The sequence below is a fragment of the Sphingomonas fuzhouensis genome (assembly GCF_034659795.1).
In the GTDB taxonomy this organism is placed as follows: Bacteria; Pseudomonadota; Alphaproteobacteria; order Sphingomonadales; family Sphingomonadaceae; genus Sphingomonas; species Sphingomonas fuzhouensis.
This window is the reverse complement of sequence record NZ_JAXSQY010000005.1, coordinates 273,576-297,664: the sequence shown is the minus strand read 5'-3', so window position 1 is coordinate 297,664 and position 24,089 is coordinate 273,576. Positions and strand designations below refer to the sequence as shown.

Annotated in this window: 25 protein-coding genes; 6 read left to right on the top strand and 19 right to left on the bottom strand. The window is 65.7% G+C overall.

Translation table 11 applies throughout. The annotated features are described in order from the left end of the window. Positions 1-58: 58 nt before the first annotated feature. On the bottom strand, positions 59-757 hold the full coding sequence (locus tag U1H82_RS12980) for a pirin family protein (protein ID WP_322965363.1): 699 nt from the start codon (positions 755-757) through the stop codon (positions 59-61). A 113-nt stretch (positions 758-870) separates the two neighbouring features. Between U1H82_RS12980 and U1H82_RS12975 the strand changes: the two genes are divergently transcribed. Both U1H82_RS12975 and U1H82_RS12970 read left to right on the top strand, forming a co-directional pair. Further along, the gene (locus U1H82_RS12975) at positions 871-1,800 is read left to right on the top strand and encodes a LysR family transcriptional regulator (RefSeq protein WP_322965362.1); all 930 of its coding nucleotides are present in this window, start codon (positions 871-873) and stop codon (positions 1,798-1,800) included. Further along, positions 1,797-2,393 (top strand): TMEM175 family protein, encoded by a 597-nt coding sequence (locus U1H82_RS12970; protein WP_322965361.1) that lies wholly within the window; start codon positions 1,797-1,799, stop codon positions 2,391-2,393. Before U1H82_RS12975 ends, U1H82_RS12970 begins: the two co-directional genes overlap by 4 nt. Here U1H82_RS12970 and U1H82_RS12965 read toward each other — a convergent pair. The 12 genes from U1H82_RS12965 to U1H82_RS12910 all read right to left on the bottom strand — a co-directional run bounded on the left by U1H82_RS12965 (position 2,383) and on the right by U1H82_RS12910 (position 14,217). Continuing rightward, on the bottom strand, positions 2,383-3,078 hold the full coding sequence (locus U1H82_RS12965) for a YoaK family protein (protein ID WP_322965360.1): 696 nt from the start codon (positions 3,076-3,078) through the stop codon (positions 2,383-2,385). The two genes, U1H82_RS12970 and U1H82_RS12965, sit on opposite strands and share 11 nt — an antisense overlap. An 11-nt stretch (positions 3,079-3,089) precedes the next feature. After that, positions 3,090-4,499, bottom strand: a complete 1,410-nt coding sequence (locus U1H82_RS12960; protein WP_322965359.1) for an alginate export family protein — start codon at positions 4,497-4,499, stop codon at positions 3,090-3,092. Continuing rightward, positions 4,492-4,914, bottom strand: a complete 423-nt coding sequence (locus U1H82_RS12955; protein WP_322965358.1) for a DoxX family protein — start codon at positions 4,912-4,914, stop codon at positions 4,492-4,494. Before U1H82_RS12955 ends, U1H82_RS12960 begins: the two co-directional genes overlap by 8 nt. Before the next feature lies 1 nt (position 4,915). Further along, positions 4,916-5,797: a glyoxalase gene (locus U1H82_RS12950; protein ID WP_322965357.1), complete on the bottom strand. Its 882-nt coding sequence runs from the start codon at positions 5,795-5,797 to the stop codon at positions 4,916-4,918. Positions 5,798-5,823: 26 nt separating this feature from the next. Further along, positions 5,824-7,668 carry an amidohydrolase gene (locus U1H82_RS12945; protein WP_322965403.1) on the bottom strand — a complete coding sequence of 615 codons (1,845 nt, stop codon included), beginning with the start codon at positions 7,666-7,668 and terminating at the stop codon, positions 5,824-5,826. Between the two features lie 80 nt (positions 7,669-7,748). After that, positions 7,749-7,970 carry a DUF1427 family protein gene (locus tag U1H82_RS12940; protein WP_322965356.1) on the bottom strand — a complete coding sequence of 74 codons (222 nt, stop codon included), beginning with the start codon at positions 7,968-7,970 and terminating at the stop codon, positions 7,749-7,751. A 21-nt stretch (positions 7,971-7,991) separates the two neighbouring features. Further along, on the bottom strand, positions 7,992-8,828 hold the full coding sequence (locus U1H82_RS12935; protein WP_322965355.1) for an alpha/beta fold hydrolase: 837 nt from the start codon (positions 8,826-8,828) through the stop codon (positions 7,992-7,994). Between the two features lie 36 nt (positions 8,829-8,864). Continuing rightward, entirely contained in the window at positions 8,865-9,524 is a 660-nt protein-coding gene (locus U1H82_RS12930; protein WP_322965354.1) for a hydrolase, read from the bottom strand. 130 nt (positions 9,525-9,654) lie between these two features. Then, positions 9,655-9,861, bottom strand: a complete 207-nt coding sequence (locus U1H82_RS12925; protein WP_322965353.1) for a hypothetical protein — start codon at positions 9,859-9,861, stop codon at positions 9,655-9,657. Continuing rightward, positions 9,855-10,688 carry an alpha/beta hydrolase gene (locus tag U1H82_RS12920; RefSeq protein ID WP_322965351.1) on the bottom strand — a complete coding sequence of 278 codons (834 nt, stop codon included), beginning with the start codon at positions 10,686-10,688 and terminating at the stop codon, positions 9,855-9,857. The genes U1H82_RS12925 and U1H82_RS12920 overlap by 7 nt, the downstream gene beginning before the upstream one ends. A 101-nt stretch (positions 10,689-10,789) precedes the next feature. Then, the gene (locus tag U1H82_RS12915) at positions 10,790-13,237 is read right to left on the bottom strand and encodes an ATP-binding protein (RefSeq protein ID WP_322965350.1); all 2,448 of its coding nucleotides are present in this window, start codon (positions 13,235-13,237) and stop codon (positions 10,790-10,792) included. A gap of 56 nt (positions 13,238-13,293) precedes the next feature. Further along, positions 13,294-14,217, bottom strand: a complete 924-nt coding sequence (locus U1H82_RS12910) for a LysR substrate-binding domain-containing protein (RefSeq protein WP_322965349.1) — start codon at positions 14,215-14,217, stop codon at positions 13,294-13,296. Positions 14,218-14,345: 128 nt separating this feature from the next. Here U1H82_RS12910 and U1H82_RS12905 point away from each other — a divergent pair, with 128 nt between their 5' ends. Together U1H82_RS12905 and U1H82_RS12900 are read left to right on the top strand one after the other, a co-directional pair. Beyond that, positions 14,346-15,119, top strand: coding sequence for an SDR family NAD(P)-dependent oxidoreductase (locus tag U1H82_RS12905; protein WP_322965348.1), 774 nt, complete (start codon positions 14,346-14,348; stop codon positions 15,117-15,119). Between the two features lie 91 nt (positions 15,120-15,210). Further along, positions 15,211-16,821 (top strand): FAD-dependent oxidoreductase, encoded by a 1,611-nt coding sequence (locus U1H82_RS12900; RefSeq protein ID WP_322965347.1) that lies wholly within the window; start codon positions 15,211-15,213, stop codon positions 16,819-16,821. Here U1H82_RS12900 and U1H82_RS12895 read toward each other — a convergent pair. Together U1H82_RS12895 and U1H82_RS12890 are read right to left on the bottom strand one after the other, a co-directional pair. Beyond that, positions 16,818-17,246: a hypothetical protein gene (locus U1H82_RS12895; protein WP_322965346.1), complete on the bottom strand. Its 429-nt coding sequence runs from the start codon at positions 17,244-17,246 to the stop codon at positions 16,818-16,820. The two genes, U1H82_RS12900 and U1H82_RS12895, sit on opposite strands and share 4 nt — an antisense overlap. Before the next feature lie 339 nt (positions 17,247-17,585). Continuing rightward, positions 17,586-18,785 (bottom strand): MFS transporter, encoded by a 1,200-nt coding sequence (locus U1H82_RS12890; protein ID WP_375339527.1) that lies wholly within the window; start codon positions 18,783-18,785, stop codon positions 17,586-17,588. Between U1H82_RS12890 and U1H82_RS12885 the strand changes: the two genes are divergently transcribed. Then, the gene (locus U1H82_RS12885) at positions 18,786-19,754 is read left to right on the top strand and encodes a LysR family transcriptional regulator (RefSeq protein WP_322965345.1); all 969 of its coding nucleotides are present in this window, start codon (positions 18,786-18,788) and stop codon (positions 19,752-19,754) included. A gap of 130 nt (positions 19,755-19,884) precedes the next feature. Here U1H82_RS12885 and U1H82_RS12880 read toward each other — a convergent pair whose 3' ends face one another. Next, complete coding sequence (locus U1H82_RS12880) at positions 19,885-21,102, bottom strand: tyrosine-type recombinase/integrase (protein WP_322965401.1); 1,218 nt, start codon at positions 21,100-21,102, stop codon at positions 19,885-19,887. 424 nt (positions 21,103-21,526) lie between these two features. Between U1H82_RS12880 and U1H82_RS12875 the strand changes: the two genes are divergently transcribed. Then, positions 21,527-21,934: a hypothetical protein gene (locus U1H82_RS12875; protein ID WP_322965344.1), complete on the top strand. Its 408-nt coding sequence runs from the start codon at positions 21,527-21,529 to the stop codon at positions 21,932-21,934. A 36-nt stretch (positions 21,935-21,970) separates the two neighbouring features. Here the strand turns inward: U1H82_RS12875 and U1H82_RS12870 are convergent, their stop codons facing one another. The 3 genes from U1H82_RS12870 to U1H82_RS12860 form a co-directional block, all read right to left on the bottom strand. Beyond that, positions 21,971-22,150, bottom strand: a complete 180-nt coding sequence (locus tag U1H82_RS12870; protein ID WP_153007020.1) for a hypothetical protein — start codon at positions 22,148-22,150, stop codon at positions 21,971-21,973. A gap of 202 nt (positions 22,151-22,352) precedes the next feature. Next, complete coding sequence (locus tag U1H82_RS12865; protein ID WP_294195212.1) at positions 22,353-22,835, bottom strand: hypothetical protein; 483 nt, start codon at positions 22,833-22,835, stop codon at positions 22,353-22,355. A gap of 12 nt (positions 22,836-22,847) precedes the next feature. Then, a complete protein-coding gene (locus U1H82_RS12860; protein ID WP_322965400.1) occupies positions 22,848-24,083 on the bottom strand; it encodes a molybdopterin-dependent oxidoreductase in 1,236 nt (411 codons plus the stop codon). Positions 24,084-24,089: the final 6 nt, after the last annotated feature.

Here is a 24,089-nt window from a genome sequence, read left to right as displayed (position 1 = left end):
GGCATTCGCGACTTTTGGCGAGGATCGGTCGACGTAGCCGGACCCTCGCCAATCTGCCTTACGCAACGTCGACCAGGATCACTTCGCTATCCTCGATCGCGGTGACGCGCAGCGTCCCGGTCTGGTCGATCGCGGCGCCGTCGCGCGTGCCGACCCGCTGCCCTTCGATCTCGACCGCGCCGGTTGCTGGGACGAGATAGCCACGCCGGTCCGCGCCTAGCGGATATTCCGCCGTCTCACCCGCCTTTAGCGTCGCTGCCACGATCCGGGCATCGGTGCGGATCGTCAGCGCGTCCGCGTCCTCGGCAAAGCCCGAGGCCAGTGTCACGAACTGCCCCGCCCGTTCGCCCTTGGGGAAGGGGCGCGCACCCCAGCTGGGCTTGTCGCCCTTGGCGGTCGGCACGATCCAGATCTGGAAGATTTTGGTCGTCACATCCTCCAGATTATATTCCGAATGGGTGATGCCGGTGCCTGCGCTCATCACCTGGACATCGCCCGCCTCGGTGCGGCCTTTGTTGCCCAGATTGTCCTGATGGGTGATCGCGCCTTCGCGGACATAGGTAATGATTTCCATGTCGCGGTGCGGATGCGGCGGAAAGCCGCTCTTCGGCGCGATGGTGTCGTCGTTCCAGACCCGCAGGCCACCCCAGTTCATCCGGGCGGGATCGTAATAGTCGGCGAAGCTGAAATGGTGCTTGGCGTTCAGCCAGCCATGATCGGCACCACCGAGACCAGCGAAGGGACGAACCTCGATCATCTTCTATCTCCTTGAAACCGGGCGGATCGGCCCGTCTGTTGTCCCGGATATAGGCCTTGCCGACATGCCTGCTCAGTGAGATAAATCAGGCGCTAACGTTCGATGGAATTGAAATGGCCAATCCCGGCTTTCCGACTTTCGACCAGATTAAGATATTCCTGGCGGTGGTCGATACGGGCAGCTTTGCGGGGGCGGGGCGGCGGCTGAACCGGGCGGTGTCGGTCATCAGCTACGGCGTCGCCAATCTGGAGGCGCAGCTGGGCGTGCGGCTGTTCGACCGCGAGGGGACCAAGAAGCCGGTCCTGACGGTCGAGGGCCGCGCCGTGCTGGCCGAAGCGAGGGCGATCGGCGAGGGCGTGGACGGTCTGCGCGCCAAGGTGAAGGGCCTGCTGGAGGGGCTGGAGGCCGAGGTCAATCTGGCGGTGGACGTGATGCTGCCCGCGCCCCGCCTGGGGACGATCCTGCGCGCGTTCCGCATCGAATTCCCGACCGTGTCGCTGCGCCTGCATGTCGAGGCGCTGGGCAGCGTGACCGCGATGGTGCTGGACCAGACGGCGGCGATCGGCATTTCCGGCCCCGTCGCGGCCGGAATCGAGGGGGTGGAGTGTATCGGCGCGGGCGCGCTGCCGATGGTGCCGGTCGCATCGCCCGATCATCCGCTCGCCCAGCTGGAGCGCATCCCGCCGGGCGCGGCGCGCGACCATATCCAGCTGGTCCTGACCGATCGGTCGCGCTTCACCGAGGGGCGCGACTATTCGGTGATGAGCCCGCGCACCTGGCGACTTGCCGATCTGGGAGCCAAGCATTCGCTGCTGCGCGAGGGGATCGGTTGGGGCAACATGCCCCTGTCGCTGATCGAGGCCGATCTGGCGACGGGCGCCCTGGTCCGGCTGCACATGCCCGACCATCCCGGCGGCATGTACCGCTTTGCCGGTGTCTGGCGTCGCGACCTGCCGCCCGGACCCGCCGCATCCTGGCTGCTCCAGCAGTTCGTCGAGGCGGGCGCGGCGGATCGCGATATGCCGGGGCTGGGCGAGATATGAACACCGGGCGGCTGGAAGCCTTCACCGACGGGGTGATCGCGATCATCATCACGATCATGGTGCTGGAATTGAAGGTGCCTGCGGGCGGCGAGCTGTCCGCGCTGTCGCAGGAGGCGCCGGTGCTGCTGGCCTATGTGCTCAGCTTCATCAATGTCGGGCTCTACTGGAACAACCACCATCATCTGCTCCATGCGACCGAGCGGATCGACGGGCGGGTGCTGTGGGCGAACCTGTTCCTGCTTTTCTGGCTGAGCCTCGTGCCCTTCGTCATTCGCTGGCATGACGAAAGCCATTTCGCGGTAGGGGCGACCGCGGCCTATGGCGTCGTGCTGGGCATGGCTGCGGTCGGCTACAAGCTGACCGAGCGAGCGATCATCCTGTGCAACGGCGCACAGTCGCGGGTGGCGAACGCGATCGGACGCGACTGGAAGGGGTGGGGCAGCATCCTGATCTATATGGTCGCGGTGCCGCTCGCCTTTGTCAGCCGGGTCGCCGCGATCATTCTCTATATCGGGGTCATCGCCTTGTGGCTGGTCCCCGATCGCCGCATCGCGCGGGCGCTGGCGACCGAGGACACCCCCCTCACGCCTTGACCACGCCGTTCGCCGCCGGATGCGCGGTGCAGGCCAGCGTGCCGCCCAGTACCAGCAGTCCGGCCAGGGCGAGCGGCGCGGCAAGACCAACATGCAGCAGCAGCGCGGCGCCGACGCACGCCCCGACGAAGATCGCGACCACCGCCGCGATCCGGCGCGCGCCATTGGGATTGCCGCCCCCGGCTGCGGCGGAATCGGCGGCGAGGCCGGTCAGGGTCAGCGTCAGCACGGTGGTGGTCAGGTCCGCGACCTTCATCTGGCGGATGGTCGCATTGCGAAAGCCCATGGCGAGCCCGGTCAGCGCGATGATCGCGAAGACGGGCGCGGACTCCGAGCTGTTGCGCCCCATGCCGATCGCCAGCACGGCGGCGATCCACAGCAAGGCGGTCTCGATCGTCGCCGCCGTCAGCAGCCAGCGCCGTTCGGGCCGCCCGACATGCGCGCGGCCCGTCCGCCCGCCGACCAGCGCGCCGACCAGAAAGCTCAGCAAGGCGGCGACGAACAGCGGCCACGCAAAGCCCGGCGTCCCCGCCGCCGCGAAGCCCAGGAAGACGATGTTGCCGGTCATGTTGGCGGTGAACACCTTGCCCAGGCCCAGCACGCTGGCGGCATCGACCAGTCCGGTCGTCACGGACAGGATCAGCAACAGGGGCACGCGCGGGTCGAAACGGGGGGAGTCGGTCATGGTCATGCTCCTTAGAACCGGAAATTCGCCTCCAGCCCCCACAGGCCCGTGGTGCGGGCAGGGCCGGTCTGGCGAAGGAAGCCGCCCGGCACGAAGGCCGAGAGCGAGGTGGAAAGTTCGAGTTCGGGCGTCACCTGCCAGGCCAGCGCGACCTCGGCCTGCTTGCCGATGAAACGGGCGGTCGCGGTGCCGGGCGCGCGGATCAGGTTGCCGGGAATGTCATAGACGCCGTCACCTAGCGACTGCCGCCAATAGGCCATGGCGGCGACACTCGCCGAGACGCCGTGGCCCAGCACGAAGCTGGCGCGCGGATTGACATTGACGATATTGCTCGGCCCGATGGGCGACAGCTCGCCGAAATATTTGCCCTTGGGGAACAGGGCGTTGAAGGTGCCTAGCTGTCCGTCTCCGGCATGGGCGTCGCCACTGACCATGTTGAACCGCAGGACGAGGTCCGGTGACAGGGGCGCGGTGGGGAAGCGGTAGCCCAGCTCGGTCGCGACGGTCCAGGCGCGAATGGATCGATCGGCGAACCGCCCGAACTGCACCACCCCCTCAATATTCCAATGCCAGGGCCCGGCCGCGCCATAGTGACGCACCCCGAGGCTGTGGCGTCGCTCCGATCCCGTCATTCCGCCGAACCGGGCGAGGCGATTGCGATAGCCGAGATAATAGAGGTCCAGCCCATTTTGCCCCCACGGCATGGTGGCATAGGCGCCCCAGAGCGATTTCGTCGTTGAGCGGCGGTCGTCGAAGCTGTGCGGTCCCGGCTGGACCGGCCGCACCGCCAACAGGTCGATCCGCGCGCCGGGCAGCGACAGGATCGCACGCCCTCCGTCGAACGCCAGCGGGACATTGGGGCCATAGCGCGTGCCGATCAGCCGCTCGCTGCCGAAGGACAGCATCTGCCGCCCGGCGCGCAAGGTCACGCCTGGCGCATTGCTCGCGCCAGTTTCGGCGGGGCCCAGGCGTATGTCGGCGAAACCCTGCAACAGGTCGAGGCGGGTCTGGTCGATCGGCCCGGCGGAAGGCGCGACCCCGATCGCATAGGCGGCGATCGGCTGGACGAAGCCGCGCACCCGGCCGACATGGAGATCGGCATAGGGCAGCGCGCGCAGCCAGACATAGGCGTCATCGGGGGCAGCCGCATTGCCCAACAGATTGTCATGATAGGCCTCGCGCCGCGCCCGCAGCTCCAGCCCGGTGGTCAGATAGGCCCCGTCGTCACCGATCGGGATATATTTGAACGGCTCGGTCCAGTGATCGTCGCGCGCCTCGGGGGCGGCGAGCCGGTCCCAATGCTCGTCATAGCGCACGATGGTCAGCGTCGGTGCCTGCCACGCCTCGGTGCCGCTCTGCCCTGTGGCCCCGGGATCGACCTGCACCGCCGCAGCCGCCAGCAGGAGGGCCAGGTCAAGCACGGTTCCGCCCGGCCAGCATCGCGACCAGCACGAAGCCCCCGACCAGCCCGATATGCTCGAAAAAGCCATTGGTCGCGGCGAACCGCTCCGGCCCCGGCGGCATCGTCCAGAAGGCATTGGCGGTCAGCGCGGCGAGCGCGGTGAATACGCCCAGCATTCCCGCCCCCAGCCAGACGAACCGCCCGGTCAGGATCAGCAGCGACCCGACCAGCTCGACCGCGATGGTGAGCGCGGCCCATATCGCGGGCGACGACATGCCGAAATGCGCCTGCTCCGCCACCGCCCCCGGCCAGTCGGTCAGCTTGACGACGCCGCCCAACAGATAGGCCCCGCACAGGGCCAGCCGCGCGGCAAACCAGGCCGCCCGGTTCTGCACGATCGCCTGGACGCAGGCGGGATTGGCGGAGCCGCGCATGTCAGTAGATCACGGGCGAATGGATTTCGGCGATATAGCCGCCGGGAAAGCGGACCATCGCCGATTGACGGTCGCCCGCGACATGCGGCGACACCAGGGTCTCGACCCCGGCGGCGCTCGCCTTGGCCAGCGTCGCCTGCAGGTTCGTGACCTTGTAGCCGGTCACCTCGCGACCATAGGGCCAAGGCAATTGGCCGTCCGACACGATCACCATCATGTCGCCGTAACCCGAGGTCAGGCGCACCCGGCGATAGGTCTTGCCCGGCTGGCCGATGTCGGCACCGTCCGCCGCCTTATCATCCGACAGCACGCGCGCATGGGCATAGCCGCCCCAGCTTTTCAGGAAGGCACCGGCCGCATCGGCGGTCAGATAGACGCGGTTCTCCGGCACGGTGGCCAGCGGCGCATAGCTGGGTTTGGTGGTGTGCCAGTAAAGCTGCATGTTGATGCCGCCCGGCCATTGCACCACCACGTCGCGCCCGATCGGGTCGGGAAAGGTCGTGATGACCCGCACCGCGCCGTGCTTCACCGCCGCCGCGACCGCCTTGTCCATGTCGGTGACGAGATAGCCGGTCCGCTCCTGTCCGAAGGGATAGGGGATGGGCGTCAGGAAACCGAAGGCCGAGACGCTGCCTGCTGGCGTCAGCGCCAGTTGCGACTTGGTCTTGCTGGGCGTCGGCGTGACCTGGAACTCGCCCTGCTTGCTCAGGCTGCCGCCGAAGGTGGCGACGAAGCTGCGCATGAACGCGTCATACTGGTCCTGCGGGACATAGACATGGGTCGTGTCATATTGCGGGCCGACCGCGAAATCGGGGGTGCTCTGGGCGGTGGCGGGCGCCGTGCCGAGCAGGACGACCACCGCCAGGAACATGGTCTTCTTCATCGCAATTCTCCTTTGGTCAGGATGGATCAGACAGCCCAGCAGCCGCAGCCGAACGAGCCCCAGAAGCTCTGCACATCGGCGGCGGGCACATCGGCGCCGAGGGCGGCTGCATGGTCATGGCCATGGACTGCGCAGCCGCTTGCGCAGCCACAGGCACTCGCCAGCTTTGCGCTGGCTTCGGGCGAGCGGTGATAGCCGCCAAAGGTCGCGACCGGGGACCAGTCGGGCATAGGGCGCGGCAGCGCGGGCGCGAGCGGGGCATAATCCCCTTCGCCCGACACGACCTTGCCACCCAGGATGGTCAGGACCGAGCGCAGATGCGGAATGTCGCTTTCGGGCACCGTGAAATAATCGTCCGACAGGACCGCCAGATCGGCGAGCTGGCCGACCTTGATCTGCCCCTTCTTGCCCACCTCGTTGGAGAACCACGTGTTCTCGTGCGTCCACATGCGCAGCGCCTTTTCGCGGCTGACGCGATTGGCGCCGGGATAGAGCGACAGGCCACCGACCGTCCGCCCCGTCACCAGCCAATTGAGCGACACCCAGGGATTGTAGCTGGCGACGCGCGTCGCATCGGTCCCTGCGCCGACCGGAATCCCGGCGGCAATCATCCTGCCGATCGGCGGCGTCCGCTCGGCGGCCTTCTGGCCATAGCGTTCGACGAAATATTCGCCCTGATAGGCCATGCGGTGCTGCACCGCGATGCCGCCGCCCAGCGCCGCGATCCGGTCGATATTCCGGTCGCTGATCGTTTCGGCATGGTCGAAGAACCAGTTGATGCCGGTCAATGGGATGTCACGGTGGACCTTCTCATAGACGTCGAGCGCGCGGCCGATCGTCTGGTCATAGGTGGCATGAAGCCGCCACGGCCAGCGATGCTCGGCGAGCAGGCGGATCACCGGCTCGAGATCGCTCTCCATGCTCGGCGGCATGTCGGGACGCTCGACACGGAAATCCTCAAAGTCCGCCGCCGAATAGACCAGCATCTCGCCCGCACCGTTGTGGCGATAGGTGTCGTCGCCCTGTCCGGGCGACACCTGCTTCACCCAGCCGGAGAAATCGGCCAGCTCTTCCCTGGGCTTCTGGGTGAACAGGTTATAGCTGATGCGGACGGTCAGCTGATCGTCGGCGTGCAGCTTCTCGATGATCTCGTAATCATCCGGGTAATTCTGGAACCCGCCGCCCGCATCGATCACGCCGGTCACGCCCAGCCCGTTCATCTCCCGCATGAAATGGCGCGTCGAATTGAGCTGATATTCGGGCGGCAGCTTGGGGCCCTTGGCGAGCGTCGAATAGAGGATCGTCGCATTGGGCTTGGCGAGCAGCAGGCCGGTGGGGTTGCCCGCCGCGTCGCGCACGATCTCGCCACCCGGCGGGTTGGGCGTATCCTTGGTATAACCGACGACCCGCAACGCGGCGGCGTTGAGCAGTGCGCGGTCGTAGAGGTGCAGGATGAAGACCGGCGTGTCGGGCGCGACGGCGTTCAGCTCGGCGATGGTCGGCAGGCGCTTTTCGGCGAACTGATGCTCGGTAAAGCCGCCGACGACGCGCACCCATTGCGGCGCGGGCGTGTTGTCGACCTGCCGCTTCAGCATCGCCATCGCATCGGCCAAAGTGGGCACGCCGTCCCAGCGCAGCTCCATATTATAGTTCAGGCCGCCCCGGATGATGTGCATGTGGCTGTCGATCAGGCCGGGGATGATGCGGCGCCTGCCCGCATCGATCACCTGCGCGCGGGGTGCCGCGGCGCGGACCTCCTGCTCGGTGCCGACGCACAGGAACGTGCCGTCGCGGATCGCGATCGCCTGTGCCTCGGGATTTTCCCGGTCGAGGGTCGTGACCTTGGCGTTGACGAGGATCAGGTCGGTCATGGCGGCATTTCCTTGGGCGGGGAACAGGGGTGACGCGGCGGTGGCGGCGAGCCCTGCGAGCGTCTGGCGGCGGGTGGGCATCATGGCTTGCGGTCCGGGGACGAGGCCGAGGACAGGGCCGTGACCGTGCTGGCCGGGGTGCCGATCCAGTGCCGCGCCACCGGCACCGCCTGCTCGCCGAGCAGGATGCCTAACAATCCGACCAGCGCGATCACCGGCGGCGCGGGCGATTTGACGCCGAGGAGGCTGTAGACGATGCCGACCAGCAGACCGGCACCCAGCGAGAGAAGATAGGGTTTCATCGGACCGCCTCCTCGGGTCGATCAGCCGCGCACGAAGGCGAGCAGATCGGGGTTGATGACGTCTGCGTTGACGGTCAGCATGCCGTGGCTGAAACCCGGATAGATTTTCAGCGTCGGGTTCGGCAGCAGCCGGCCCTGCAGCTCGGCGCCCTGGTGATAGGGCACGACCTGATCGTCATCGCCCGCCAGGACGAGCGTGGGGACGGTCATCGCCTTCAGATCATCGGTCTGGTCGGTCTCCGAAAAGGCCTTGATGCCCGCATAATGCGCCTGCGCGCTGCCCATCATGCCCTGGCGCCACCAATTGGCGATCACGCCCGGTTGCGCCGTCACGCCTTCGCGGTTGAAGCCGTAGAACGGCCCGGCGGCGACATCCTGAAAGAATTGCGCGCGGTTGGCCGCGGTGCCGTCGCGGAACCCGTCGAACACGCTGATCGGAAGGCCGTTCGGATAGGCCTCGGTCTTGGCCATGATCGGCGGCACCGCGCTGACCAGCACCGCCTTGGCGACGCGGCCCTGCGGGATGCCATATTGCGCGACATAGCGGGCGACTTCCCCGCCGCCGGTCGAATGGCCGATATGGACCGCATTGGTCAGGTCGAGGTGGCGGGCGACCACATCGGCATCGCTGGCATAATGGTCCATGTCATGGCCGGTGCCGATCTGGCTTGAGCGGCCATGCCCGCGCCGGTCGTGCGCGACGACCCGGTAGCCCTTGTTCAGGAAGAACAGCATCTGGGTGTCCCAGTCGTCCGACGACAGCGGCCAGCCATGGTGGAAGACGATCGGCTGCGCGTCCTTGGGGCCCCAATCCTTGTAGAAGATCTCGGCGCCGTCCTTCGTGGTCACATAGGTCATGGGTCGTTCCTTTCGTGTCTTGATGGGGGGATGGGATCAGGCGTGGCCGCCTTCGGAGGCGCCGAACATCGACTTGGCGTAGGTGACGCCCAGGCCGTAGGCCCCGCCCCACTTCTTCGCGATGCCGGTGGTCGATTCGTAGGTGTCGGTGCGCGCCCAGTCGCGCTGCAGCTCGAGCAGATATTGCAGCGCGGTCATCGGCTTGGCGCCGAGCTGGATCATCCGCTGCACCGCGCGCTCATGCGCTTCTTCGGAGATGTCGCCGCAGGCATCGGCGATGAAATAGACGTCGAAACCCTGGTCGATCGCGGAGGCGACGGGGCCGACGATGCACACGCTGGTCCACAGCCCGGCGAACACGATCCGGTCCTTGCCGATCCGGTTCACCTCATCGATCACGGCGGCGTCTTCCCAGGTGTTCATGCTGGTGCGGTCGAGCATCGGCTGGCCGTCGAACGCCTCGACGATCTCGTCGAACATCGGGCCGGAAAAGCTCTTTTCGGCGACCGTGGTCAGGATCGTCGGCACGCCGAACGACTTGGCGGCGCGGCTGACCAGCGCGGCATTGTTGCGCAGCAATTCGGGTGCGATCGACTTGGTCGCGAACGCCATCTGCGACTGGAAATCGATCAGGATCAGGCTGTGGTCCGTCGGCGAGAGCAGCGAGGAACCGGGGGTCGGGGTGGCTTTCGGCATCGTATCTTCCTTCCTGTGTTTTGAGCGACTTGGCTGGTGTTGAGGGGAGAGTATGCAGGACCGGCTTGGCGGAATATCCCGATAGTTTCGGCCTGTGCGTTCAAGAAAATCGAATAGACGGTGAAGCGCTTCACTGGCGCGCGGCAGGCGCCATCACGGCGCGCAGCACGATGGCCAGCCCGATCAGATAGAGGAACAACAGCATCGCCAGCGTCCCGTCCGGGCCCATGGCAAGGCAGGCGAGCCCCACCAGCAGCAGCCCGCCGCCGCCGATCAGGATACGGGAGAACAGCGCGTCCCGGTGGGTGGGCGGCGACAGATCGTGCGGCATCAGCATGGGGAAAGCTCCTCGGAGGCGGGGATGTGAAGATGATCGCGCAAGGCGGCTGCGATGACGCGCATCGCGTCGGTGGCACCGGCAGCGTCGCGTAAGGGTGGTAACCAAGTGAAATCATGGATCATGCCGATGACCCGCGCGGCGGACAGGTCGACGCCCTGGGCCATCAGCCGGCGACCCAGCGCCTCGGCCGGTTCGGCAAAGGGGTCCGCTTCGGCGGTAAGCAGCAGCGTGCGCGGAAAGGCGAAGGGCTCGACCGTCAGCGCGGCCGGGTCGACGATCGCGGCGGCCTTTGCCGCCAGGTGCGCGGCCCGCCCGGCGTTCAGCCATTCCGTGCCCGGCACATCGGACGGGCGCCCCAGCACCGGGGTCGCCAGCACGAGCAGGCGGATCGACCAACCGGCGGGTCGCGCCACGACCAGCGCCAGCGCCATGGCCGCGCCCAGGCCGTCACCGCCGATCGCGATCGGGCCCCGATCGGCCAGCGGCATCGCCGCGACCAGGGCGACAGCGCCGGACAGATCGGCATCGGCGATGCGGTAGCGCAGGATCGCCACCCCGGCTTCCTCGGCCAGCGCCCGAAGTGCGGGCAGCCGATCCTCGTCACGATCGGAGGCGACCTCCAGATATAGAAACAGCGGCAGCGGCCGGTTGTCCCCCGCCGGACGAAGCGTCTCAAGCGACGACGCGCCTGCGTCTTTCTGGCTGGCGCGTTCCTGCCAGCGGTCCAGGAACGACTGGACGACGGGATCGAGCACGGGATGCTCGGCGACCGTCGAAAGCCGCACGGTGCGAGACGGGATGGCAGGGTTCGTGTCGTGAGGCACGGGCTAAGTCCTTCAAATCGTGCGTCGATCACTGACCGACTGACAAGAAGGACTATGGCCGCCGCACCCGATCCCCGCGAGTGAAGCGTCGTGAAGAGTCGTTAAGCACCTTCGCGCCGCCAGGGCACGTCACCCCCGCCGCCCGCCGCGACGGCATACATCTCCGCCTGCATCCCGCTGACCCGGCCGGGCGCAGGGACGGCGGGATCGAGCGCCTGCCCATAGCCCGCGACGAAGCTGTGCCAATGGTCCAGGCCGTGGCGGGTCGTACGCCGCGCCAGCGCCGCGATCCATTCCGCCGCCAGCGCGCGCTGCTTCGCCGCGATCGCCACGGGAATGCAGCCGACCGCCAGCCCGTAACAGACGGACAGCGCATGATCGATCCGTTCCGCGTCCAATGCACACTCGCGCGCAAGCGCCATCGCGGTCGTCAGATCGCCCTCGGCCCAGTGGAGCCGCATCAACAGACTGAGCACCGCGATCTTGCCATCGACCTGCGCATGATTGGCATGGTTGGCGCGTTCGGGGGCGGCGTCGCCCGCCATCACCACCTCCAGCATCCGGCGCGACCCGGCGTGATCGCCTGAGAAATGCAGCGATAGCGCCAGCATGTGCGCCGCCGTCTGCCGATCCGCCAGCGCGCCGTCCGCGCCGACCCGCGCATCGAAGCGCCAGGCGAAGACGAGGCTTTCCGCATAGCGCCCGGCCAGGATGCTCTGCGCCCACACGCCCCATAGCGCGCGCAGCGCCAGCGGGGCTGAACCGATCTCCTCGGCCAGCGCCAGCGCGCGGGCAAAGGCATCGGCCATGGCGGGCACCGGCCCCTCGGTATGCCAGAGACCATGGCCATAGGCGGTCAGCAGCTCGACCTGGCGTGCAGGCTCAACCTGTCCCTCGGCCATGTTCGCAATGACCGTCTCGGCATAGCGCAGGAATTCGGCGGGCAGCGACAGGTGGAACCATAGGGGCGCGGCGGCGATCACCAGTTCCGCCGCCAGGCTGGCGTCCTTGCCGCCGCTGGCCCAGGCGATGGCGCTGCGCACGTCGTCGATGCGCACGCTATATTCGGCCAGCCACTCGCGCGGCGCCTTGCCCTCCCAGGCGGCGGCGCTGTCGGCCAGCCCGCGCAGCAGCACGTGCGCATGATCGCGGTGCCCCTGTTCGGCCATGCCGGTCGCACGCAGCCGCTCCTGTCCATAATGGCGCGTGCTATCCAGCAGACGGTAGCGCATCGACCGGGGCGATGGCGTCGCCACGACCAGCGACTTGGCGACGAGTTCGGCGAGCAGATCATCCGCCTCGAACCGGCTGACACCCGCCCCCGCTGCCATGGCCGCCGCATCCTCCGTATCGAAATGGCTGCGGAACAGTGCCAGCCGATCGAGCAGCTTCTGCAGCGGCGGGGCGAGCAGGTCGTAGCTCCAGTCGAGCGCGCCGCGCAGCGTCCGGTGGCGCGGCAGGGCCGTGCGCCGCCCGCGCGTCAGTAGCGCAAAGCGATCGTCCAGCGCATCGGCGATCGCCTGCGGCGTCATCGTATCGATCCGCGCGGCGGCCAGTTCGATCGCCAGCGGAATACCGTCCAGCTTGCGACAAATGTCGACGACCACCGGCGCGCTCTGCGCGTCGAGGCGGAAATCACCATTGGCCGCGCGGGCGCGTTCGTCGAACAAGGCGGGCGCGGAGAGCAGGGCCACCTGCTCCAGGCTGGTCGTCGCCTGTTCGTCCGGCAGTTCGAGCGCGGCGAGCCGGTGGACCCATTCGCCCTGCGCGCGCAGCGGCTCACGGCTGGTGACGAGCAGCATCGTCTGGGGCGCGCCGTGCAGCACCTGCTCGGCGAGCGACGCGGCGGCGTCGATGACATGCTCGCAATTGTCGAGCAGGATGAGGGTGGGCCGCTCCCCCAGCCTTGCCGCGATCCGCTGGGGCAAATCGGTGCCCGACGCGGGGAGTTCGAGCGTGGTGGCCAGCGTTGCCGTCACCATCGCCGCCTCCGTCACCGGAGCAAGGTCGACAAACCAAGCCTCGATCCCCATCGCCTGCACCAGCCGGTGGCCGATCGCGGTCGCGGCGGTCGTCTTGCCGATTCCGCCGGGGCCGACGATCGAGATGAAGCGCCGCTCGGCCAGCTCGTCGGCGATGGTCGCGATCACGTCCTCACGCCCGAAAATCCGCCCTATCGAGGCGGGCAGCCGGGATATGCGACGCTCGACCGATGCAGGGATGTCCCCACCCCCCAATCGTTCGACCGGTAGGGCCAGACGATAGCCTCGCCCGGCATCCGCCACGATCGTCGCTTCGCCGTCCGGCATCGCCAGCGCCTTCCGCGCGGCGGACAGGTGAACACGGATCGCGCTGTCGTCGATCGCCTGGTTGGGCCAAACGCGATCAATCAGCGCATCGCGCGCCACCAGCCGTCCCTCCGCCTCGACCAGCACCGCCAACAGGTTGAGCGCTCGGCCGCCCAGCTTCAGCGGCACTCCGTCACGGGTCAACGCCAGATGCGGAACGTCCATCTGAAAGGGACCGAAACGATAACGGGCGCCGGTCATGGCATGATGGAACCTTTTGCGGGTGATCGATCATGCTTCTCTAACCACGAGACATTTCATTGAGAATATTCTGTTTTCGGCTCGATGAGGAAGGTGCGCAATCGTGGCACCAGAAAGTCCAGCATCGCGCGGGTCCGCTTCGGCAAGCGCCGTCCACCCAGATACAAGGCGGCGACCTGCTCCTCGTCACCGACGCCGTGATCGGCCAGCACTTCCACCAACCGGCCGGCCGCCAGGTCATCGCGGACATGATATTCACCCAGCCGGGCAAGGCCCGCGCCTGCAACCGCCAGTCGCCGAACCGTCTCGCCATTGTTGGCGAGCAGATTGCCCGTCACCATCCGGTCGATGATGCGACCGCCGGTCCGCATCGGCCAGACCGGCTGCGCCCGTTGAAAGTTGAAGCCCAGGCAATTGTGCCGATGCAGGTCGTCCACGCGGCGCGGCGTACCGGCGCGCGCCAGATAGGAAGGGGATGCGACGATCAGGCGCCGCGCCCGCCCGATCACCCGCGCCGTCAGCGATGAGTCGCGCAGGCCGCCGACCCGGAATGCGATGTCGGTTCGCTCCAGATACAGGTCGGTCATCGCGTCCGACAAGGACAGGTCGATGACGATCGCGGGGTGCGCGTCCCAGAAGGATGGCAGCAAGGGTTCGATGGCGAGCGTTCCGAACGCCACCGACGCCGAAATGCGCACCGTTCCTCTTTCGCTGGCGCTCCCCGCCGCCAGATCACGTTCGAGCATGTCGAGATCGCGCAGCATCTGCGTCGCACGCTCCTGATAGAGACGACCCTCAGCCGTCAGGGACAGGCGCCGCGTCGAGCGCTCGACCAACTGCACGCCGAGCCGCTCCTCCAGCCGCGCGACCAGCTTCGATATGGTGGATGGCGTCATCGTCAGCCGTCGCGCCGCCTCCGAAAAGCTGCCGGTTTCGGCGACGGCCACGAAGACCTGCATTTCACCAGCGCGGTTATCCATGCGATCTCACCTGTGACTTGAGTTCACAACTCAAATGGCCCTTGCCCCTGTTATCAACCGGTTAGTCGGTCTCCAAATTCTTGAGTGACGGGCGTTGCGACGCTCCTTGCAAACGGAAAGGCTATAAAATGGACCTGGAACTGAAGGGAAAGACGGCACTCGTCACCGGCGCGACGGCCGGGATCGGCCTTGCGATCGCGCGTCGCTTGGGCTCGGAAGGGGCCGACGTCGTCATCAGCGGGCGCCAAACGGCGAAGCTGGAGGCGGCAGCGGCGGACATCGGCGCGCGCGGAATCCTGGCGGACCCGGCCACGGCGGAAGGCGCGGAGACGTTGGTCGCGGCGGTTCCGCAGGTCGACATTCTGGTCAACAATCTCGGCATCTATGAGGCCAAGCCGTTCGGTGACATCACCGATGCAGACTGGCGTCGCTTCTTCGAGATCAACGTGCTGTCCGGTGTGCGACTGGCTCGTGCCTATTTCCCCGGCATGATCGCCCGCAATCAGGGGCGGATCATCTTCATCGCCAGCGAATCCGGCGTGATGGTGCCGCCCGACATGATCCATTACGGCATGACCAAGACCGCCCAGCTTGCCGTCTCCCGTGGTCTTGCCGGACTCACGAAGGGCACCGCCGTGACGGTCAACACGGTCATGCCCGGCACGACCCGCTCGGAGGGGATCGTCGACTTCCTGAAGAGCGTGGCCGATGATCCGCACGCCCCGATCGAGGAGATCGAAAGCGCCTTTTTCGCGCGCGACCGCGCGACCTCGCTGATCCAGCGCATGATCGAGCCCGAGGAAATCGCTTCCATGGTCGCCTATCTCGCCAGCCCTTTGTCGGCGGCGACCAATGGCGCGGCCCTTCGTGTCGACGGAGGCATCACGCCGACGATCGTCTGAGCCCATGCAACGGGCTGGCCGCTGCGCGCGCCAGTCCGTTGCAGCAGAGGGCCATGATCGATAGCACCAGGGGTGACAGGGAGCTTGGGGCATGGAATCGATCGGGCGTGATCTCAATGAGATGCAGCGAATTCCGCTGGCTCCGGCACATGTCGCGGCGATCCGTGCCGCGGGTGTGCAGAAATGCTATGCGACGGGCGAATGGCTGGCGGAGATCGGAACGCCGGTCGACCGGTTCGTCTATGTCGAGGCAGGCGAGGTCGAAGTAGTGAACCCCTTCACGGGTGAGCGGCTGCGGCCCTCGACGCTGGGACCGACCCAGTTCATGGCTGAAATCCCTCTCCTGTCGGGCGGGAATTGGTCGATGGCGATGCGCGCGGCCGTTGACACGCGGGTCGTGGAGGTGCCGCGCGACCGCATCCTGCACCTGATGACGGTGATCCCCGAGATGTCCGACATCATCATCACGGTCCTGGCGGCACGCCGCAGACGACAGTTGGAGTCCGGCGATGCCATGCTTGTCCTGGTCGGCGAGGAAAAGGATCGCGCCATCCGCCGGATCGCCGAATTCGCCGCACGCAACCGCATTCCCCATCGCTCCCATCCGCTAGACAGTCCTGAAGCGGCGGAAGTGGCGGGGAGTTGTGGCATGCCGCAGGACAGTCCGATGGTGGTGTTCGGCCGCGATCTGGTTGTCACCGATCCGACGCCGGAAACCGTCGCGCGCCTCTTGGGGATCGAGCAGGACCTGCCCAACGATGCCGAATTCGACGTTCTGATCATTGGCGCCGGGCCAGCCGGTGTCTCCGCTGGCGTCTATGCGGGAGCGGAAGGGTTACGGGCGCTGGTCGTGGACGAAACCGCGATCGGGGGACAGGCTGGCACCTCAAGTCGGATCGAAAACTATATGGGTTTCCCGACCGGCATCTCGGGCGGCGACCTAGTCTGGCGCGGTGAGATCCAGGCAATGAAGTTCGGCACCCGCTTCGTCATGCCCCGGCGGGTGGCATCGCTCGAACAGCTCGACGACCGCGGCTTCTGCGCGCATTTTTCAAACGGACAGCGCATTCGCGCCGCGGTCGTGGTGGTGGCGACCGGGGTGCAATATCGCCGATTGCCGCTCGATCGCCTGGCGGAACTGGAGGGGGCGGGCATCTATTATGCGGCAACCGAGAGCGAGGCGCGCTTCTGCCGCGATGCCGATGTCGTCGTCATCGGGGGCGGGAATTCGGCTGGGCAGGCTGCGATGTATCTTAGTCGGGTGGCCCGCCACGTACGGCTGTTGGTGCGCGGCGACACGCTGGCGACGTCGATGTCGCATTATCTGTCCAGTCGATTGGAAGCCGATCCCGCGATCACCATCGAATATGGCGCCAAGGTCACGGCGCTGCATGGCGAAACGGCGCTGGAGGCGGTGACGATCCGCAACGACGATGGTCTTCGCACCCTGCCGACCTGCGCGATGTTCGTCATGGTCGGCGCGGTGCCGAACACCCATTGGCTGGCCAACCTCGTCCGCTTGGACGACAAGGGTTTCGTCCTTACGGGCGAGGCCGTTGGCACCACATCACCTTACGCCACGTCGCGTCCCGGCATCTTCGCGGTTGGCGACGTACGATCGGGCTCGGTCAAGCGCGTGGCCTCGTCCGTCGGCGAAGGCTCCGTCGTCATCTCTAAGGTGTGGGAGCACGTCCGAACCTAACGGGTCGTCGGCCGGATACCTGCGGGAAGCATATAGGGCGGGCAATAACGATATTCGGTCGTCGGACCGCGGGTCTTGATGCCGAAGGTGAGCGCATCGCGGATGCTGACCGTCTGGCGCTCGACGAAACGCGGTGCCGGACCTGCGCCAGCGTCGATGCAGGACTGGCTGACCTCATAGCGGTCGCCACGGCGAGACAGGATGCGTGCGCGGCACTCGCGGCTGTGCGGCGTACTGATGCCACGCCCGTCATATTGCCGGATCGCGGCATTTGGTGCCGATGCGCAGGCCGTCCCCTTCTGGACATAGATGCCGGGCTTCAACCGATAGACACCGCCCGGCTTTGGCGACGTATCGACGCTGGCCGGCGCTGCCGTGGTTCCCGTAAGCATGCCGATGGCGAGAATGATGGTCGATAGGCGCATGATGTCGGTCCCTGGCTAATGGCGATCCATCTTTAGGAAAGCGAAGCTGAACGAAAGGCGCAGGGCGGCCCCGATCCGGGCGAGGTTTTCCATCAACGCCTCCGCGCGTATAATCTTTCTTGTGCTAGCAATGCGGGCGTACTTTCGCGTGGTTCCAAAATCCGCTTTGCCCCCAATGCCGAATGACATCTTCTCCAAGCCTTAGTGATATCGATTCCGACGCCTCGGCGATCCCGGGTCCCTTTCGCCAGGCCGCCAGCCGACGGCGCGCCCGCAAAGAAGAGGCCCGCCCGAGCCCTTTTGCGGCGATTCCCGTCAAACGCCGGGCAGACCGATGCGCTACTGGACTTGGTTTACCCGCTTGATCGCGACGAGTTGGATCAGCACGGCCGCGGCGGAGAGGGTTGCGCCCAAAATGACGACTGCGCTCCAACCGCCAGCCTGCCAGGCGACCGTCACACCGGCCGAACCCGCCGCGCCGCCCAGGAACATGGCCCCCATGAAGATCGTGTTCAGCCGCGCGCGGGCGTCGGGCCGCAGCGCGTAGACGATATGCTGGTTGGAGACGAGTGCGCTCTGCACGCCGAAATCGAGCAGGATGACCCCGGCGATCAGGCCCGTGATTGATCCGACGGCTCCGAACACGCCCCAGGCGACCAGGGTCAGCATCGCACTGAACAGGATGACGCGCTGCGGTCCGCGACGATCGGCGATCCTGCCTGCGACAGGTGCAGCCAGCACCCCGACCGCTCCGACGATCCCGAACAGCCCTGCCACGGCCGCGCCGAGCGAAAAGCTCGGTTCCTGAAGATGCAGCGCCAGAATGGTCCAGAACGCGCTGAAACCGGCAAACAGCAGCGCCTGGGTCAACGCCGCTTTGCGCAAGGCGGCAAATTCCGACCAGAGGCCGCCGAGCGATCGCAGCAGCGATCCATAGCTGTGCGTCGTGTCCGGAGCGCTGTGGGGCAGCGTCCATTGCATCAACGCGCCCGCCCCGATCGCCATCGGCACGCCGAGCCAGAACATCTCGCGCCAACCGCCATATGTTGCGACGAAACCCGCCAGCGTCCGGCTGAGCAGGATACCGCATAGCAATCCGGCCATCAACGTGCCCACCGTCGCGCCGCGACGCTCCGGCGTCGCCAGATGCGCGGCAAGCGGCACGATCTGTTGCGCGACGGTCGACAGTACGCCGACGAGCAGCGAGGCAAGGACTACCATCGCCGCACTTGGTGCGATCGCCGCGATCGCCAGGGCGACGGCCAGGCCGCCGAATTGGATGACGATCAGGCGCCTGCGCTCGATCAGGTCGCCCAGCGGGACCAATAGGAACAGCCCCGCCGCATAACCGAGCTGCGTTGCGGTCGATACGAACCGGGTCAAGGAAGCGGGGAGATCCTTTTCCATGATCCCCAACATCGGCTGATTGTAATAAATGTTGGCGACCGCGACGCCCGCCGCGACCGCCATCACGAGGTTCAGCCCCGGCCGAAGCTTCGTTGTCCTGTCGGTCTTATTGATGGGTGCGGTGGGCGTCATATGATCCTCCTGCAGGCGCATTTGCCCATCTGGACCTTATCGCACGAAAGCATAAGTAGCGTTATCAGATCAGCCGGTTTATCACCTGGCGATATGCTGGATCTCTCTGACATTGCCGTGCTTGTCGAAGCCGTCGAGCAGGGCAGTCTCTCTGCGGCAGGGCGTCGGCTCGGCTTGACCCCGGTCATCGCGTCGCGCCGGTTGGCGGCGCTCGAAGCTGAGATCGGTGCCCGGCTCGTGCATCGGACAACCCGTTCCTTGTCGCTTACTGCGGATGGCGAGGCATTCCTGCCTCATGCCAAGGCCATGCTCGCGCATGCCGAGGATGCGCGAGCGGCGGTTGCCAGTGGGGGCACGGGCGCCGTTGGGTTGCTGCGGGTAGCGGCATCAGTTCCGTTCGGACGAAAGGTCCTGACGCCGATGCTGGTCGGCTTTCTCGCCCAGCACCCGCGGCTCAAGGTAGAGTTGCTACTCAGCGATGCCGTGGCCGATATCGTCGCGCAGGGTGTCGATGTCGCGATCCGCTTCGGGGACTTACGCGACAGCAATCTGATTGCCTGCCGCCTGGCTACCAATGCAAGGGGGCTTTACGCCGCCCCTGCCTATTTGGCGATGCACGGCACTCCGACCATGGTTGCCGACCTACGCGATCACGAGTGTCTCGCCGTCGCTAGCGGACAGCAGTGGACATTCGAACGATTGGGCAAAACCGTTCGTCAGTCGATCAGCGGCCGCTTCGCTGCGGACAGCGTGGAGGCGCTGCATGAGGCGAGTATCCGCGGCCTCGGCATAGCCCAATTATCGGAATGGAACGTGCGCGAAGACGTCGCTGCAGGGCGGCTTCAACATGTCACGCTGACTGATGGAGCGGTGCCTGATCAGGGCATATGGGCCGTGCTGCCAACAAGACGTCTTACTCCGCAGAAGGTGCACCTCTTCCTCAACGCAATTTCCGACCATCTTTCTTGATCTTAAATGCTTCGCCTGTTCATTTGACGTAATTCTGGGCTGATCGAGGTTCAGGATTCATTGATCATTGCCGGAAGAAGACGGCGGCAGCGAGGGCGACGGCGGAGAAGAAGGTGTTCGGGCAGCGGCCTTACGCCCGCTTTCGAAACTTGCCCTTGATGACGGCACCACCGATCCGGAGTTGATCGAAATAATCCGACCACCACTGCGCCATGCGCACCCGTTCCGCCCAGTGCGCGCCGCGATGATAGGCGGCGCGCACCTTGTCCTTCTCGCCATGGGCCAGCGCGCGCTCGATGGCATCGGGATGCCACAGCCCTGACTCGTTGAGGAGCGTGCTGGCCATGGCGCGGAAGCCGTGGCTGGTCATCTCGTCGTTCTCGAACCCCAGGCCGCGCAGCGCGACGTTCAGCGTATTGTCCGAGATGCAGCGCTTGGTGGTATGAAGCGCCGGGAAGAGGAATTCGCTGTCCCGCGCCAGCGACCGCAGATCCTGCAAAAGGAACAGCACCTGCCGCGACAAGGGTACGGCATGCGGCTGCTTCATCTTCATGCGCTCGGCCGGCACGCGCCAGACTTTTTCGGCAAAGTCGATCTCGCTCCACTTCGCCTGCCGCAGCTCACCCGGGCGCAGGAAGACATGCGGCGCGATCCTGAGTGCATGCAGGGTCTCGGGCCGGCCCGTGTACCCGTCGATTGCGCGCAGCAGGTCGCCGACCTTCTTGGGCTCGACGATCGCGGCATGATGCTTGACGCGCGGAACAGTAAGGGCGCCGCGCAGGATGTCGGCTGGATTGCGCTCGGTGCGCAGGGTCGCGAAACCGTAGCGGAAGACGCGGCCGGCAAAGGAGCGTAGCCGAAGCGCCGTCTCATGATGCCCGCGACGCTCGACCCGCTTCAGCACGTCGAGAAGCTCATGCGGGGTGATCGCAGCGATCGGGCGCTTGGCGATGCCATCGAGCAGTTCGAGGAACCAGCGCGCCTTCTTGATGGTGGCGGGGGAACGGCCCTCACGCTCCATCTTCTCGATATATTCCCCGGCGACGAGCGCGAACGTCGTCGGCGCGGCCAGTTCGGCCTTCAGCCGGCGCTGGCGCTTTTCCTCGACGGGATCGATCCCGTCATCGAGTTCGGCCTTGGCCTCGTCGCGCTTCCGGCGCGCCTGGACCAGGGAGACATCGGGGAAACTGCCCAGCGACAATTTGCGCTCGATGCCGCAGCATCGATAGCGAAAGCGCCAGAGCAGGGCGCCGGATGGCTGCACCAGTAGATACAGGCCGCCCGAATCAGCCACCTTGTAGGGACGCTCTGCCGGTTTCAGCGCCCGGATCTGCACAACCGTAAGCATGGGGCCACGCCTCCTGCAACGTTCGTGGCCCCATGATTCGTGGCCCCTTTTGAGTGGGCCACGGCGGAACATAATGAGATTTCACGGGACCGCCGAGAGGCAGTTTACCGCAGATTTCTGCGGTTTTCCAGGTTTGTTCCGGAGACGTGATGGTGCACCCAATCGGACGAAACTGGGCACTCAGATTGCTGGGAAATTTCGGTGCCAAGGGGCTGATCTGAAATGATGCGTCTCTTCTGAGTTGATCGAGGAATTAAAGGGCATCATGCGGCTTTGAACCACCGCACCGTTTTCCCGAGCGTTCATATTGATACGCTACTCGCGATGCGCTCTTGTCAGCGGACCCCAGCATGCCAGGTTTGGCGGCGCCTTTGCGCCCTGCTCTGATGCATCGCCGCTAAACCAAGCCGAACTCAACTAAAATGTGAGCCAGCCCTTATCATCATATAATATTTACATCGAGGAGGCTATTTTAAACGTGGAGGTAAAAATGCAAGTTTTCAAAGCTCTTATCGGAAATCAGTTTCATACGAGCGAGGTGTATGTCGCCGCTACCGACAAAGAGAAGGCGTGCGCCGCTATTGAACGCCATCTTCTATCTGAAAGCTGGCAAGCTATTCAGCGTCGGGAGTTGGAGTGGTCAGATCAACTAGAAGATAGCCGTAAGGCTACCGCTGAGGATCATCGCTACGAGCTGATGCGAGACAGCGTTGAAGCTGAAACGGAGCCGGCGGAAGCCGATGAATTGAAAACTCACTCATTCTATGGTCCTTTGCTACAGGACCCCGAATCGGTGAATACATCAAGCGGACAGACGTGGGCAAACGGCTAGAATTTGGAGTGATACATCAAGAAGATATCAGCTTGATTATCTGCTAAACACAAAGATCGCAGCCATGTATCTGTCGCCGCCGCCGCAATTCATCATTCCGGCGAACGGCAGCATCTTGAGGCAGGCTCTGGTTTTCGGGACAATGCAGATCGTCATTAGCGTTTTCGTCAACGCCATGATCGCAATCTCGGCGGCCACGGTCGCTGTGTTGCTCACGCAACGTTCTACCTTCGCGCGCTGGTCCAGTGTTGGGTTATGGGCACCGTCCTGGCCGGCTTGGCGGTCAAAATGGCTACCGAAGCGCCTCGATAGGCCAGACTATCCTCACCCGGTGACAGCTTGGCGGGGATGTCAGCAACGTAAGCGGCTGAGGCGTTCCTGCCGGGATGGTATTTCGGGATTTTAGAAAGATGCTGACCTAGCCTGTTCCACCTGAGACGTCGGGAGCCACCTTGGGATCGGGATCCTGCGCCTTGCCGGTCGCAGGTGCGGCCTTCTGGCTCGGCATGGCGGTGAGATAGGCGACGATCGCGTCGACGTCCTTCTCGGCCACCGGCGCCTTGTACACCTCGCGCATCTTGGCGACGGTCGCCTTCCACTGATCCGCCGATAGCGATGGCTGGGTCAGCGCCATGCTGGCCGAGTGGCACGAGGTGCAGTTGGCGTTGACGACGTCGGCGTGCGGCCCGTCGGGATAGGTCGCGTCGTCGACCGGCAGGTCGACGCTGGTCGAGGCAAGCGAGAGGCCGCGCGCCGACACGCTGGCGGCCGGTGCCGGCTCAGAAGTCTCGGAGATCGGAACGGGCGCCTTGCGGCTGCTCGGCGCGCCGATCGAGACGAGGATGATACCGGTTAGGCCGATCAGGCCGGCGGCCATGACGCCGGGAGACGGGGTCTTCATGCTACTCGCTCCTCAAGAGGCGATGATGGTGGTGGTCTCGATATTGCCGCGCATGAACCCGCCGGGATTCCAGATCGGCTTCATCGGCTGGGCGACCCCGTTGGTGTTCCAGCAGCGCACCATGATCGGGTTGGGGCCGCGTCGGAGCGGCACGCGACCATCCCAGCGGCGAAAGCTGTACCTGCCCTCGTCCGCGCCGAGCGTCGTCCTGTACCAGGTGCGGCCACCGTCCGACGACACATCGACCTTGGCGACGCCGCAGTCGCCGCCCATCGCGATACCGCCGACCGGGATCGACGCCTCATAGGCGATCGCCTGGCCATCGGGCAGGCTGGTCATCCAACTGCGCGGGATCATCCTATTGATGGGGACGGTGGGGAAGTCCTTGGTACCGGGCTCGACATTCGCGCCGGGTGTCGCAGGGATCTTGTAGGCCTTGGCCATCCAATACTGGTCGTCGGGGCGGGGCAGCACCTCGATCGCGTTCAGCATCTTGACCCAATAGGTCGAGTACCAGCCCGGCACGATCAGCCGGCAAGGAAAGCCGTTCAGCAGCGGCAGCTGTTCCCCGTTCATAGCAAAGGCGATCATTACCTCACCGTCGCGGGCATGGTTGATGTCGAGCGCCTTCTCGAAGTCAGGGGCACCCGCCACGACCGGCTGATCGAGCGCGCCGAAGCGCACCTGTACTGCGCCTGTCTTGACCCCGGCGAGGTCGAGTACGTCGCGCAGACGCACGCCGAGCCATTTGGCATTGCCCATCGCGCCGTTGCCCCATTGCGCACCGGCGACACGCGGCTGGAACAGCCCACGACTGTTGCCCGAGCACTGGTTCACCGCCGCCATTTCGACCCGCGGCAGGCGCAGCAGCTGGGCGAGGCTGATCGATAGCGGTCGGTTGACATGGCCGAAGACGTTGAGGCGGAATCTCTCGACGTCGATCGAGGTCGGAATGTCGGCCCAGTGCCAGCGGACGAAGAACTGGTCGTTGGGCGTGAACACCGACTTGTCGAACACGTCCATCGGCGTCTCCAACAGCGGAGGATGGACGCGCTGGAGGATCATACTGCCCTTGCCGGGAAAGGCGCTGGTCATCGGCCGTTCGGCATTGCCGCCGGGCAGCTTCAGGTCGACGAGCTGCTGCGCCAATGCCGGGGCGGCGGCAAGGCCGGCGCTGCCGAGCGCGGCATGCCTGAGAAAGCGGCGACGGCTGGTCTCACTCGCCAGCCGGGCGTCGAAATTGTCCATGACGAA